Below are 13,331 nucleotides of genomic sequence, written 5' to 3' on the forward strand. Positions count from 1 at the left end.
TCAGCCCTCGCGCCCTGCTTGCACCGCGCCGGCGGCGCGCGCGGGGTCGCGCCACTCGACTGCATTGACCCGGCCGCCCGGCGCGGCCTTCATGCCGCCTTCAACGATCACGCGCTCGCCGGCGCGCACCCCGGACAGCGCCGCCCAGCGGCCCTGGTGGGCACCGGCCAGCACCAATTGGCGCGGCTCGACCTCGCCCTTGGCATTGACCACCAATGCGGAAGCCCGCTCGCCTTCGCCCAGGCGAACCGCCTGCTGCGGCAACATGACAGCTTCCGGCTGAATTCCGTGCTCGACGCGGGCTCGTACATACATGCCCGGCACCAGCAAGCGCTCGGGATTGGGGAAGCGTGCCCGCAGCGTTACCATGCCAGTCTGCTGGTCCACCTGCATCTCGGCGAACTGCAGCTCGCCGGCATGGGCGTACTGGCTGCCGTCCTCCAGCGCCAGCGTCACGGCGCGCGCGCCCGGCTTGATGCTGCCGCTGCGCAGCGCACGCTGCAAGGCCAGCATCTGCTGGCTGGATTGCACCACATCCACATAGACCGGGTCCAGCTGCTGCACGCGCGCCAGCGGTTCTTGCTGCGCGCGCGACACCAGTGCTCCTTCGGTCGCTTCCGCGCGGCCGATGCGGCCGGCGATCGCGGCCCGCACCTCGGTGCGCTGCAGGTCGATTTCCGCCGCGCGCAGCGATGCGGCGCGCGCGCGTACCCTGGCCAGCCCCTGCTGGTAGTTGGCCTGCGCCAGGTCGTGATCCTGCTGCGTCACCGTATGCGAATCCAGCAGGCGCACGTAGCGCTCCGCGATCACGCGCAGGTTGACCAGGCTGGCCTTCTCCAGCGCCAGCTCGGCGCTGGCCTGTTCCTGGCGCGCCGCATAGCTTGCGCTGTCGATGCGGTACAGCAGCTGGCCCGCGCGCACGTCCGCGCCCTCCTCGAAATAGCGCTGCACAATTACGCCATCGACCTGCGGGCGCACCTCCGACACGCGCACGGCTGCCACGCGCCCCGCCAGGTCGCTGTGCAGCGGCAGCCGTTCCAGCGCCAGCGTGGCCACCGCCACTTCCGGCACCGGCGGAACCGTCGGTACTTCCTGCCTCGCGCTGCAGGCCGCCAGCAGCAGCGCCACGGCCGGCAGGTACTTCATCAATTGCATAATTGCTCCAGTAAATTCATGCGGCCAGCGTGGCGCCGCCGTCGACGACCAGGTCCTGCATGGTGATGTGGCTGGCCAGGTCCGACGCCAGGAAAACGATGGTGTTGGCGATCTCGCGCGCCGACGCGATCTTGCGCAGCGGGATGCCCAGCTTGAACTGCTCCGGCAACCCCGCGATCGTGCGCTGCATGCCTTCTTCGTCCGGCAGCATGGAGCGCAGCATCGGCGTATCGGTGGAGCCGGGCGACACCAGGTTGCAGCGCACTCCGTATTGCGCCAGCTCCAGCCCGGCGCAGTGGCTCAGGCTCACCAGGGCCGACTTGGAAGCGCAATAGGCCACCATGTTCAGGCGCGGCACGTGCGCCGCGTTCGAGGCGACATTGACGATGCTGCCGGAGCGCTGCGCCTTGAACTGCGGCAGCAGCTGGCTGAGGATGTGGAACACCCCGCTCACATTGATGTCGAAGCAAGCCTGCCAGTCCTCGGCGCTGGTGTCCTCCAGCCGCCCCAGGCGCAGCACCCCGGCCGCGTTGACCAGCACGTCCACGCGCGGCGTCTCCAGCAGCAACTGCTGGCAGGCTGTCGCGATCGCGGCACGGTCGGTGATGTCCAGCTGCACGATCTTGAACGGATACTTCTTGCCGTGCACCGTTCCCAGTTCGGTATCGAACTGGCGGTCGATGCCGATCACGCGCGCGCCCAGCTGGCGGAAAGCCATCGCCGCCTGGTAGCCAATGCCGCGCCCCGCGCCCGTCACCCACACCTGGCGCCCTTCGAAATGCAAGCCCGGTGGACGCGGCGGCGCTGGCGGGCGGGCCGAAGTCAGGTTGTTCTGGTCAGCCAGGAACATGGCTCACCTCATGCCGCCAGCTTGCGCTGCAGCACTTCCCACCACGCGTTGAGCGTCAGCGTGCCGGCCAGCTCCTCGAAGCTGACGCGCAAGCCCAGGCGCTGCCATTCGGCCACCACCGCCATCACTTCCAGCGAATCAAGCCCGTAGTCGACCAGGTTGTCGTCCGGGCCGAAGCCGCCCTCTTCCAGGCGCGGCAGCAAGCTGGCGCGCAGCCAATCGATCGACAGCTGCGGGCGTTGCGCCAGCACCTGGGCCGTGTGCGTGACGCTGCCGCAGCGCCCGGCCACATAGCGCAACGCCATGCGGTGCTCCTCTTCACTGAAGTCGGCCAGCGCATCGGCCACCATGAAAGGCTGCACGTCGCGCATGAAAGCGTCCAGCGCCGTCGTCATGCAGCCGATATGGGCGTAGACACCTACAATCAGCAGCTGGTCGCGACCCCAGTCGCGCATCAGCTGCTGCAGTTCCGAACGCTGGAAGGCGCTGTAACGCCATTTCACCAGCACCGTATCGCCCGGCGCCGGCGCCACCGCCGCCGTCACCTGCTGCAGCGCCGGGTCGGCGGTGGTCAGGCCGGGACCCCACATATCGTTCAGCAGCGCGCGCTCTTCGGCGCTTTGCTCGACCGGCTGCGCGGTGTACACCACCGGCACGCCGCAGGCGCGCGCCCAGGCGCACAAGGCTGCGATATTGGCAACCAGCTTGGTGCGCAGTTCGCTGTCCGCGCCGTAGAAACGCAGGAAGTAGTCCTGCATATCGTGCACCAGCAGGACCGCGCGGCGCGCCTCCAGTTGCCACGCCACCTTATTGACCGGCAGCGCCTCCGGCTGCGGCATCGGGTAGGAAGAAATTACGGGAATGCTCATGATCCAGGCTCCATCTCAATTGGGGATGCTGGCGCGCAGTGCCAGCTTGTCGGTCTTGCCGACCGCCGTCAGCGGCAGGCGGTCCAGCATTTCGAAGCGGTCGGGCAGCTTGTAGTCGGCCACCCCCAAGCCGCGCAGATACTTGCGCAGTTCGACCGGGCGCAAGGCGTCGGCGCGCGGCACGATGCAGGCGCAGCTCATCTCGCCCAGCAGCGCATGCGGCACCGAAATCAGGGCCGCCTGCAGCACGCCGGGATGGCGCAGCAACAGGTTCTCCACTTCCTCGGCCGCGATCTTTTCGCCGCCGCGGTTGATCTGGTCTTTCACCCGGCCGACCACGCGCAAGTTGCCATCGGCGCTGCGCTGCACCAGGTCGCCCGTGTGGTAAAAGCCATCCGCATCGAACACGCGCGCGTTGTGCTCGGGGGCGCGGTAGTAGCCGCGGAAGGTATACGGCCCGCGCGTGGCCAGCATGCCGGTCTCCCCGTCTGCCACCGGCCGGCCGTCGGCGTCGAGCACCCTTACTTCGTCGGCATCGCTCATGGGGCGGCCCTGCGTGGTGTAGACCACCTGGTCCGGATCATCCAGGCGCGTGTAGTTGACCAGGCCTTCGGCCATGCCGAACACCTGCTGCAGCGCGCAACCCAGCTCCTGCGGCACGCGGCGCGCCAGCGCCTCGGCAAAGCTGGCGCCGCCCACCTGCAGCAGGCGCAGCGAAGCCAGTTGCGCGCGACGCTCCGGCTGCTGCGCGGCCTGCAGCCACAAGGCGACGGCGGAAGGCACCAGCGCCGCCATGTTCACGCCGTGCCGTTCGATCAGGCCGAAGCAGGCCAGCGGCTCCGGCGCGCTTGCCAGCACCACGGTGCCGCCCGCGTGGAACACGCCGAGCGCGCCCGGTGAACTGAGCAGGAAATTGTGCCCGGCCGGCAGCGCGCACAGGAAACGCGTGCCGCGGTCCAGGCGGCAGATCTCTGCGCTGCGCCGCACGCTGTAGTAGTAATCGTCATGGGTGCGCGGAATCAGCTTGGGCGTGCCGGTGCTGCCGCCGGACAGCTGGAAGAACGCCGCTTCATGCACGGGCGAATGCTGCGGACGCGGGCCGATGCCCTGCGCCTGCTCGCGGAAGCCGTCCGCGCCCAGCACCATGGTGTGCGGCACCGCCAGCTCGCGCGCAAAGGCGTCGTTGGCAAACAAGGGATGGCTGGCCGAAGCGATCAGCAGCCTGGGGCGCAACTGCTGCGCATACGCCGTGAGCTCCAGGCGTTGATGGCTGAACAGCGCATTGACCGGCGCCACCCCGGCCTTCAGCAGGCCGAAGAAGGCGACATAGAACTCGGCCACATTGGGCAGCTGCACCAGGGCGGTATCGCCCACGCCCAGGCCGCGCCGCGCCAGCACTTGCGCCAGCTGCTCCGCCTGATCGTCGAGTTCGCGGTAGCTGAGCATGCGCTCGCCGCAGATGACGGCAATGCCGTGCGGATGCTCGCGTGCCTGGCGTTCCAGGATTTCGTTCAACGGCAGGCCGGCCCACAGGCCCTGCGCGCGGTAGCTTTGTGCCGCGTCCTGCGGCCACGCAGTGAATTCGATCATGCCGCCTCCCTCGCCGTCAGCGCGCCCAGCATGGTTTGCAGCTTGGCCTGGGTTTCCGCCCATTCGGCGTCGGGGCAGGAGTCGGCCACGATGCCCGCGCCGGCGAACAACTGCACGCGGTTGCCGGCCACGCGGCCGCAGCGGATGGTGACCGCCCATTCGCCGTTGCCCTCGTCATCGCACCAGCCCACCATGCCGGCAAACAGGCCGCGGTCGAACGGCTCGACCAGGTCGATCAGCTTGCGCGCCAGGCGCGTGGGGAAGCCGCAGACTGCCGGCGTCGGGTGCAAGCGGCAGGCAAGTTCCAGCGCGCCCATCGCGGGATCGTGCAGCACGCCCTCGATCGGGGTGGACAAGTGCCACATCGCGGCGGTGGACAGCAGCGACGGATGCTCTGGAATCGACAACTCCTGGCAAACCGGCGCCAGCACGCGGCGGATTTCATCGGTCACCAGCCGGTGTTCGTATGCGTCCTTGGACGAGCGCAGCAGCGCATCGCTGACCTGGCGGTCGCGCGCAGGGTCCGCATCGCGCCGCGCCGACCCGGCCAGCGGATTGGACTCCATGCGCGCGCCCTCCTTGCGCACCAGCAGCTCCGGGCTGACGCCCACCAGCTCGGAGCCGTCCGCCAGCGGAAGGCGGAACTGGAAGCCTGAAGGATTGCGCGCCACCAGGCGGCGGAAGATATCGCCTGCATCAGCCTGCCCGGCCAGCTCGACGTCCAGCAGCCTTGACAGCACCGCCTTGCGGATTTCGCTCAGGCCGAAATTGGCGACGGCCTGGCGCACGCCCTGCTTGAAGCGCTCTTCACCGGGAATGCTTTGGGCGTGCAGGATGGGAGGCAGCTCAACCGCGCCGCCGTGCAGCACTGCGTTGCGGTCGACAAATTCCGATACCTGCGGCACCACCAATGCGGATGGCTGGCGCGTATCGAATGGAATGGCGCCCAGCGCCACCGGATGCGGATTACCGCGCGTGCGCGCGCGGCGCAAGGCTGCCGCCACATCGGCCTGCAGGCGGCCGGCATGATATGCCGGCGTATCGATGCGTTCCGCAACGCCACTGCCACGCAGTGAACGGTGCGGCGACAGGAATAAGCTTGTAGCCATGTTCTACCTCGCAAACTGTTTGAAGGGTTCGCTGGCTTTACGCTGGCTAAAGGGGGGGGGTGGCAGAGGCACAAGCCCCTGCGGGTATCAGAAGCCGTAGCTGGCGCTGACGTAGTAGTTGCGGCCCAGCTCAAAGAAGCTGAAGTCCTTGCTCTTCTTGGACAGGTCGACGTCGGTCAGGTTCTTGACGCCGGTGCGCAGCGTCCAGTGCTTGCCCACCTTGGCGGACATGCCGAGGTCGACACGGGTATAGGCCGGCAGCTCCTTCTCGGAGTAGAACTGCTTGCCGGTATAGTGCGCCGACAGCGATGCCTGCACGCCCGGCACCGCAGTCCAGGCCAGGCCGACGCGGCCCACGTTTTCCGGACGGTTGTCCAGCACCGTGGTCTTGCCGTTCTCGTTCACGTAGTCCGCCTTCAGGTGGGTGAAGTTGCCGGACAGCGTCAGGGAAGGATGCAACTGCACGCTCGCTTCCAGTTCCAGCCCTTTGGTCTTGGCCTGTGCGACGTTGACCCAACGGCGGGCATTGGCCGCGGCATCGTAAGTCGCCACGATCATGTCGTCCACATCGTTCTTGAATACGACGGCGGTCAGGTCCCAGCCCTTCTGGTGGACTTCGAAGCCCAGTTCATAGTTGGTGCTGGTTTCCGGCGACAGTTCCGGATTACCGGCCAGGAAGCAGCTGCCGCCGCAGCTGACAATGCGGTATTCCTTGCTCAACTGGTAGGAGTCCGGGGCCTTGAAGGCCTTGCTGATGCCGCCTTTTACGGTCAGCGAATCATTGCTTTGCCATACCAGGTAGCTCTTGGGCGAGAAGTGGCTGCCAAACACGCTGTGGTCGTCCAGGCGGCCGGCCAGGGTCAGGTGCAAGTCCTTGGCCAGGGCCAGTTCATCCTCGACGAAAACAGCCTTGCTGTCGGTGCTGACCTTGCCGGTATCCTTGTAGCTGACCGCATCGCGGATCACCTGGCGGCGCAGGTCGACGCCGGCCGTCAGCGCGTTGATGCCAAGGGTGGTATTGCCGTAGAACTTGGCGTAGGTGTTCTCTTCCTTCAGGGTGCGCTGTTGCGGCGCGTCGTAGCGCGTGTTGAAGTCATGGATTTCAGCGCTCTCGCGGGTGATGTAGGCAGTGGTATTGCCCCAGGCCCAGTTGGCACGGTGGGTCAGGCCATAGGTATTGCGCTCGATTTCCTGGTCGCGAATGTCCTTCGATTCGAAATTCCATTCCGGGTAGAAGGCATAGTAGTACATCACGCGCGGGCGCTCGTCCTTGTTGTAGCCCAGGTCGAAGTCCAGCGACTGGTTTTCCGTCAGCTGCCAGGTCAGGGTACCGGTCAGGTTGCTGGCCTTTTTCTCTTCCAGGCGCGGCGTGCGCGTCTTGTCGCTGGCGGGGGCGCCCCACCATGCGTCGCGGTCATAGCGCTCGCCGGCCAGGGACAGGCTGAAGGTGTCGCTCAACGCGCCCGACAGGTTGGCGCCCACGCGGTACTGGTCGCCGTCGTAGCCGCTGCCGACGGTGCGGTATTCGCCGCTGACACTGCCCTTCCATTCCCTGGTGGCCGGCCAGGTGATGATGTTGATCACGCCGCCCATCGCGTCGGAACCATACAGCGCCGCCATCGGGCCGCGCACGATTTCCACCCGCTTGATGCTGGACAGGGGGATCGAGCTGAAATCGAAATCGCCGCCGCGCCACAGCGCTCCGCCGGACGATACCCGCTTGCCGTTCACCAGCATCAGCGTGTATTTGCCGCCCAGGCCCCGGATGCGGATTTCGTCGCGGCCATTGTCGTCGGTCTGGTTGTTGACACCGACGCTGTCGCGCAGCAGGTCGGCCAGGCCGTTCACCGGCGACCTGGCGATGTCTTCGGCCGTGATGACGGTGGTGAAGGCGGGAGCGGCAGCTACGGTGTGGGCACGCATGGAGGCAGTCACCACGACGATGCTGCCGTCGCCGACGCCGCCGGCATCATCGGCAAGCGCAGGAAGACCGATGGCGGCCAGGCTTGCCGCGAGGAGGGTTTTGGAAAGGGACATAACAGGCTTCAGGTTTGAAAAAGAACGCAAATGATAATCATTCTCATTCAATAGTGCAAGAAGTATAAGGCAAAAAAGTTAATCTGTCTTAATTATTAACAGCTACCATCCTCTTCAGGAGGAAATTCATGGATCACATGCACCTGATGACGGTCTTCGTGGCAGTGGGCGAGCAGGAAAGCTTTGCCGGCGCCTCGCGCAGCCTGAACATGTCGCCGGCGGCGATCACGCGCGCCATTGCGGCGCTGGAGGAAAAGCTGGGGGCCCAGCTGCTGCAGCGGACCACGCGCAATGTGCGCCTCACTGAAGCCGGCCAGCGCTATCTGGACGACTGCCGCAACATCCTGGCCAGCATCGAAGAAGCCAATGGCGCCGCTTCCGGCATCAACGCCGAACCGCAAGGCAACCTGTCCGTCACCGCCTCCGTCCTGTTCGGGAAGAACTTCGTCACGCCCTGCATCGTGCAATTCCTGAAGCAGTACCCGGAGGTCGATGTCTCGGCCTACTTCCTCGACCGCGTGGTCAACCTGATCGAAGAAGGCATGGACGTCGCGGTGCGCCTCGGCCCCCTGCCCGACTCCAGCATGAAAGCCCTGCGCGTCGGCCAGATGCGGCGCGTGCTATGCGCCGCGCCGGAATACCTTGCCAGGAACGGCGTGCCGCAACACCCCGAGCAACTGCAACGGCATACGATTATTGCCGCCAGCAATATCACGCCGCGCGTCGAATGGAAGTTCGGCAAGGGAGAGAATCCGCTGACCGTCCGCATGAAGCCGCGCTTCACTGTCACCAGCAATGACGCGGCAATCCGCGCTGCCGTGGATGGACTGGGAATCTGCCGCCTGCTGTCCTACCAGATGGCCGACGAACTGGCGACCGGCCGGCTGAAAATCATCCTGCCCGAATTCGAAGAAGAGCCGTGGCCGGTGCATATCCTGCACAGGGAGAGCAAGTACGGCTCCACCAAGGTCCGCAAGTTCATCGACCTGCTGGCGCAGCACCTGCGGACGCACCCGCACCTGAACTGAGCTTGCCGAGGAAGGCGCCGGTGATGGCGGCCACTTCGTCCAGTTTCGTATCCATCACAAAGTGTCCGCCATCGAGGATATGCACTTCCGCCGACGGGTTGTCGCGCTTGAAGGCCTCGGCGCCCGGCACCGTGAACGCCAGGTCGTGCTTGCCCCACACTACCAGGGTCGGCAACCGGCGCTGCTTCAGCCAGGCTTGCCATTCGGGATAGGCAGCCAGGTTGTGCTGGTAGTCGTAAATCAGGTCGGCCTGGATGCGCGCCTGGCCCGGGCGATTGAGATAGGCATATTCATCCATCCACAGGTCCGGATCGTAGGCTTCGATTGCAGGGTCGCTGCCGACATGCCGCGCACGCGTGGCCGCCACGGACTGGTGCACGGCGATGACATCCGTCTCATGTGCCGTGCGGTCCGCCCAGAACGGCTTGCGCTTGGCCCATATGGCACCCAGCCCGTCTTCGTACACATTCCCGTTCTGGAACACCAGCGCCTGCACCGCCTGCGGCCGCGCCAACGCCATGCGCATGCCGACCGGAGCCCCGTAATCCTGCATCAGCAGCACGTAGCGCGGCGCACCGACGGCGTCTGTGAATTTCTGCATCACCGTGGCCAGGTTGTCGAAGCTGTAGGCGAACTTCGCCGGGTCCGGTGCATCACTGTTGCCGAAGCCGGGATAGTCCGGCGCAAGCAGGTGGTAACGGTCGCCCAGCTTGCGCAACAGGCCGTCGTACATACGCGAGGAGCTTGGCACACCGTGCAGCAGCAGGATGGTCGGCTTGCTGGCGTCGCCGGCTTCGCGGTAGGCGATATTGATTCCGTCCACCGCAACCGTGCGGTAAGCGACCGGGGCGGCTTGTGCGGTTCCTGCAAGTGCAATGGCGGCCGCGGCTACGAGTGTTTTCATCTTGTTCTCCAGTGGATGTCGATGGCCCCACTCTATCGGCGCTCGCGCAACGGCGGAACCTCGCCCGGCGAAATGGTTTGTTTCGCTCGGCGTAGTTCCGGCACGCCGGGCGGCTTCCTACAATCCATTCCATCCAAACCATTTTTGAAGGAAGCGAACATGAACACCTCCCGCATCGCCGCATCCCTGGTCCTGGCCTTTGCAACCGCCACTGCAACCGCCGCCACGGAGGTAAGCTACCGCACCGTGAAGGTCGACGGCGTCAACATCTTCTACCGCGAAGCCGGCCCGAAAGACGCCCCGACCGTGTTGCTGCTGCACGGCTTCCCCACCTCGTCACAGATGTTCCGCAACCTGATTCCGCAGTTGGCCGAGCGCTATCACGTGATCGCCCCCGACTATCCAGGCTTCGGCCAAAGCGATGCGCCGGCCGTCGACAAATTCGCCTACAGTTTCGACAATCTTGCGAATGTGGTCGACAAATTTACCGCCGCCGTTGGCGCATCGAAGTACGCCCTGTACGTGCAGGACTACGGCGCCCCGATCGGATTCCGCCTTGCTGCCGCACACCCCGAGCGCGTGACCGCGATCGTGGTCCAGAACGGCAATGCCTACAACGAGGGCATCGACAATGAATTCTGGGCGCCGTTCAAAGTCTATTGGGCTGACAAGACCGATGCGAACGCCGCCAAGCTGAAACCCTTCTTCGAGATCGGCGCAACCAAGTGGCAGTACACCCACGGCGTGCGCGACGCCAGCAAGATCAGCCCCGACGCATGGACCGTGGACCAGGCCTACATGGACCGCCCCGGCAACAAGGACATCCAGCTCGAACTGTTCTACAGCTACGGCAGCAATCCAGCGCGCTATCCGGAGTGGCAGGCTTACTTCCGCAAGCACCAGCCGCCGATGCTGATCGCTTGGGGCAAGAACGACAAGATCTTCCCCGCCGCCGGCGCCGCGCCCTACCTGCGCGACCTGCCGAAAGCCGAGCTGCACCTGCTCGACACCGGCCACTTCGCCCTTGAAGAAGACGGCGAGCAAATCGGCAAGCTGGTGCGCGATTTTTTGGCACGCAAGACTCAGTAGCATAGTAAAAGTTAATGCGCACGATTGAACGCTAGTTGCAAATAGTTAAATGTTTTTTTAGTATCTTGTTCGCCTGGGAAATGGTGTCCTCAACGTTACAGTCGCGCACCTCAGTAACAACAAGCCGGGCCGTGCGGCCCGGCAATGGCGCGGAATACTCGAATGAACTCAACAAGTAAGGCTACGTAATGCGCGATGAGGCTAAATCCGTGCTAGCTGCAATTGCAGACCGTCAACACAATCGGCTCCTACGACTTGAATTCCCCAATCAGGATTCGCCCGGCAGTTTGCTTGTCAATCGTCTCGATGCTGACGAAGGGCTGTCCCGTCCTTTCGAATACAAGGTCGAACTCCTTTCCGAGTCCGCGCATATAGCGCTCAAAGATATGCAAGGCAAGCTGCTATCGATCTGTCTTGTGCTGGGTGACGGCAGTATTCGCTACTTCACGGGATACGTATTCAGCTTCGGTCTGTCCAAAGTCGATGGAGGTGTTGCCTATTACGAAGCTACATTGGGGCCTTGGTTCAGATTCTTGAGCCTGCGTAAGGATAACTATCTATTCCATAACGCGACCTTGTACGACCAGACATCAAGTGTGTTTTCTGATTACGACGGACTTTGCAATTGGGACTGGCGGGTCTCCGGCAATCAGAAAGTCATGAACGACGCATGCCAGTTTGACGAAACCGACAGCAATTACCTGCAACGGCGCTGGAATGCGGCAGGCTTGGTCTATTGGTTCGAGCATGATGCCAGCGGCCACAAGTTGGTCATTTCCGACGACACCATGAGTGCCATGCCGATCGACGGCGGCGAGGAGGTGCCGTTCCAACGCCATGGCGGTGCGCTGGAAGAAGACGGCATCGGCGAATGGTCGCCAGTGCGCCATATGGTTCAAGGCAGTGTGGCGGTTGCCAGCTACGACTTCAAGAGCGGCAAGCCAATAGTCAGTTCAATGCCGACCGTAAACCAGCAAGGCAGCGTGCCGATCATCGAATCATATGAGTACACTGGCGCCCTTGGCTTTAGCGACAGCGCCACTGGTGAAACACTGGCGCGACTACGTATGGAAGAACTGGAAGCTGCTGGAAAGCAGTTTCACGGCGCGGGCAACAATCGTCGCCTGGCGCCTGGCCGCTGGTTCCGGATGACCGGGCATTTCGATGGCGGAGCGACCGGTGGCAGCGACTCTGCCAATGAGTTTCTCGTCGTTGAAGCGCGACATCGCGCTTCCAACAATTACCAGGTCAAATCGGAACTGCCTTCCCAGTATGAGAACCAGGTGAGCTGCCTGCGCAAGATCATTCCATGGCGGCCGGGCCGGACGTTCAACTGCGTGGAAACAAAAATCTACGGCCTGCAAACTGCCACCATCACCGGTCCGGCCGGCGAAGAGATTCACACCGATGAATTTGGCCGCGTGCGCGTGCAATTCCACTGGGATCGCGTAGGGCTGCGCGATGAGAACAGCTCCACATGGATCCGGGTCGCTACCCCATGGGCCGGGTCCAACTTCGGGATGACCTCGATTCCACGCATCGGGACGGAGGTGATCATCTCCTTCATCGGCGGCGATCCCGACCGCCCGATCATTACGGGCATGGTGCCGAACATCGACACGATGCCTGCCTGGACCCTGCCCGCCAACAAAACCCAAAGTGGCATGATGTCGCGTTCCAGCCCCGGCGGTGGCAATCAGAACGCGAATGCCCTGCGCTTTGAGGACAAGAAAGGCTCCGAGCAAGTCTGGATCAAAGCTGAACGCAACTTCGACTCCGATGTCGGCAACGATCAGTCCCTGACAGTTGGGAACAACCGCAGCAAGGTAGTGGCCCAGGACGAAAGCGTATTTGTCGGAAACGACCATAACCGGCGCATCAAGAACAGCCTGATGGAAACCATCAAGGTTGACGCCCTGCAGCAGATCGGCGGCGAAAAGAACACGCTGGTCGGCAAGCACTACAAGGTGGAGGCCGGCGAATCTTTCGAGATCACTTGCGGGCAAGCCAAGTTCTATATGGATAAAAGCGGCAACGTGGCGATTACCGGCAAAAGCATCAACATCACCTCCGACGGCCCGGTACAGGTCAACGGCAAGACAATCGACCTGAATTCCAGCGGCGGCGCGGCAGCCGTCACGCCAAGCCCCAAAGGTGGCGGGGCCATTATCGCGGACGTCGACGCGCAGTTTCCAAGCAACCAAACATAACAGAAACAATGAATTATCAAATCCAGGAGGGCGTCTTTACGGTGCCTGCACAAGCCCAGGACCGCAGCGTCAACATGCTGGTACTCAACCATGGCCCCGGCGGGCTGACGCTGGTCGTCACGCGCGATCTCATGCAGGAGGGAGAAGCGCTCGACGGCATGCTGCGCCGCCAGCTACGTACGCTCGGTACCCAGGTCAAGCAATTGAAGCACCAGGAACCCGTGGCCCTGCAGGTGGGGCCGGCATCCCTGTCCGCGCTCCAGGTAGCAGTCACATTCAAACAGAATAACGCCACCGTGCATCAGCTGCAGACCATGGTTGCACTGCGCGGTAAAGCGGTGCTGGTGTTCACTATCACCTGCGCGGCGCCGCTGAATGCAGAGCAAGCTGCCTATGCGCAGCAAATGCTCGACAGCTTCGCCCCCAGCGACCAGGCCTGACTTGTATGTGCCCGGCTGCAGCTCGTCTTGACGATCCGATCGCTCACACC

Annotated in this window: 11 protein-coding genes; 4 read left to right on the forward strand and 7 right to left on the reverse strand. The window is 63.8% G+C overall.

Annotation, left to right across the window (positions count from 1 at the left end; all coding sequences use genetic code 11):
- The 6 genes from BM269_RS00600 to BM269_RS00625 form a co-directional block, all read right to left on the reverse strand.
- A complete protein-coding gene (locus tag BM269_RS00600) occupies positions 1 to 1,155 on the reverse strand; it encodes an efflux RND transporter periplasmic adaptor subunit (RefSeq protein ID WP_090434463.1) in 1,155 nt (384 codons plus the stop codon).
- 16 nt (positions 1,156 to 1,171) lie between these two features.
- Positions 1,172 to 2,005, reverse strand: a complete 834-nt coding sequence (gene dhbA, locus BM269_RS00605; RefSeq protein ID WP_090434466.1) for a 2,3-dihydro-2,3-dihydroxybenzoate dehydrogenase — start codon at positions 2,003 to 2,005, stop codon at positions 1,172 to 1,174.
- 8 nt (positions 2,006 to 2,013) lie between these two features.
- A complete protein-coding gene (locus BM269_RS00610; protein ID WP_090434469.1) occupies positions 2,014 to 2,874 on the reverse strand; it encodes an isochorismatase in 861 nt (286 codons plus the stop codon).
- Between the two features lie 15 nt (positions 2,875 to 2,889).
- Complete coding sequence (locus BM269_RS00615; protein ID WP_090434472.1) at positions 2,890 to 4,464, reverse strand: (2,3-dihydroxybenzoyl)adenylate synthase; 1,575 nt, start codon at positions 4,462 to 4,464, stop codon at positions 2,890 to 2,892.
- Positions 4,461 to 5,573: an isochorismate synthase gene (locus tag BM269_RS00620; RefSeq protein ID WP_090434475.1), complete on the reverse strand. Its 1,113-nt coding sequence runs from the start codon at positions 5,571 to 5,573 to the stop codon at positions 4,461 to 4,463. Before BM269_RS00620 ends, BM269_RS00615 begins: the two co-directional genes overlap by 4 nt.
- An 87-nt stretch (positions 5,574 to 5,660) precedes the next feature.
- Positions 5,661 to 7,610, reverse strand: coding sequence for a TonB-dependent receptor domain-containing protein (locus tag BM269_RS00625; RefSeq protein ID WP_090434478.1), 1,950 nt, complete (start codon positions 7,608 to 7,610; stop codon positions 5,661 to 5,663).
- A 128-nt stretch (positions 7,611 to 7,738) separates the two neighbouring features.
- On the opposite strand from BM269_RS00625, the gene BM269_RS00630 reads away from it, so the two are divergent.
- The gene (locus tag BM269_RS00630) at positions 7,739 to 8,638 is read left to right on the forward strand and encodes a LysR family transcriptional regulator (RefSeq protein ID WP_090434481.1); all 900 of its coding nucleotides are present in this window, start codon (positions 7,739 to 7,741) and stop codon (positions 8,636 to 8,638) included.
- Here the strand turns inward: BM269_RS00630 and BM269_RS00635 are convergent.
- Positions 8,589 to 9,542 carry an alpha/beta fold hydrolase gene (locus BM269_RS00635; protein WP_090434484.1) on the reverse strand — a complete coding sequence of 318 codons (954 nt, stop codon included), beginning with the start codon at positions 9,540 to 9,542 and terminating at the stop codon, positions 8,589 to 8,591. The genes BM269_RS00630 and BM269_RS00635 overlap by 50 nt on opposite strands.
- A gap of 159 nt (positions 9,543 to 9,701) precedes the next feature.
- Here BM269_RS00635 and BM269_RS00640 point away from each other — a divergent pair, with 159 nt between their 5' ends.
- From BM269_RS00640 to BM269_RS00650, 3 genes are all read left to right on the forward strand, one after another.
- The gene (locus BM269_RS00640; protein WP_090434487.1) at positions 9,702 to 10,631 is read left to right on the forward strand and encodes an alpha/beta fold hydrolase; all 930 of its coding nucleotides are present in this window, start codon (positions 9,702 to 9,704) and stop codon (positions 10,629 to 10,631) included.
- A gap of 188 nt (positions 10,632 to 10,819) precedes the next feature.
- Positions 10,820 to 12,841, forward strand: a complete 2,022-nt coding sequence (locus BM269_RS00645; protein ID WP_090434490.1) for a type VI secretion system Vgr family protein — start codon at positions 10,820 to 10,822, stop codon at positions 12,839 to 12,841.
- A gap of 8 nt (positions 12,842 to 12,849) precedes the next feature.
- Positions 12,850 to 13,281, forward strand: coding sequence for a DcrB-related protein (locus tag BM269_RS00650; RefSeq protein ID WP_090434493.1), 432 nt, complete (start codon positions 12,850 to 12,852; stop codon positions 13,279 to 13,281).
- Positions 13,282 to 13,331: the final 50 nt, after the last annotated feature.

The sequence above is a fragment of the Duganella sp. CF458 genome (assembly GCF_900113115.1).
In the GTDB taxonomy this organism is placed as follows: Bacteria; Pseudomonadota; Gammaproteobacteria; order Burkholderiales; family Burkholderiaceae_D; genus Rugamonas.

Bases quoted from the DNA above. Each gene is read 5' to 3' on its own strand.
- BM269_RS00600 (WP_090434463.1), bottom strand. From the start codon at position 1,155: ATGCAATTGATGAAGTACCTGCCGGCCGTGGCGCTGCTGCTGGCGGCC.
- dhbA (WP_090434466.1), bottom strand. From the start codon at position 2,005: ATGTTCCTGGCTGACCAGAACAACCTGACTTCGGCCCGCCCGCCAGCG.
- BM269_RS00610 (WP_090434469.1), bottom strand. From the start codon at position 2,874: ATGAGCATTCCCGTAATTTCTTCCTACCCGATGCCGCAGCCGGAGGCG.
- BM269_RS00615 (WP_090434472.1), bottom strand. From the start codon at position 4,464: ATGATCGAATTCACTGCGTGGCCGCAGGACGCGGCACAAAGCTACCGC.
- BM269_RS00620 (WP_090434475.1), bottom strand. From the start codon at position 5,573: ATGGCTACAAGCTTATTCCTGTCGCCGCACCGTTCACTGCGTGGCAGT.
- BM269_RS00625 (WP_090434478.1), bottom strand. From the start codon at position 7,610: ATGTCCCTTTCCAAAACCCTCCTCGCGGCAAGCCTGGCCGCCATCGGT.
- BM269_RS00630 (WP_090434481.1), top strand. From the start codon at position 7,739: ATGGATCACATGCACCTGATGACGGTCTTCGTGGCAGTGGGCGAGCAG.
- BM269_RS00635 (WP_090434484.1), bottom strand. From the start codon at position 9,542: ATGAAAACACTCGTAGCCGCGGCCGCCATTGCACTTGCAGGAACCGCA.
- BM269_RS00640 (WP_090434487.1), top strand. From the start codon at position 9,702: ATGAACACCTCCCGCATCGCCGCATCCCTGGTCCTGGCCTTTGCAACC.
- BM269_RS00645 (WP_090434490.1), top strand. From the start codon at position 10,820: ATGCGCGATGAGGCTAAATCCGTGCTAGCTGCAATTGCAGACCGTCAA.
- BM269_RS00650 (WP_090434493.1), top strand. From the start codon at position 12,850: ATGAATTATCAAATCCAGGAGGGCGTCTTTACGGTGCCTGCACAAGCC.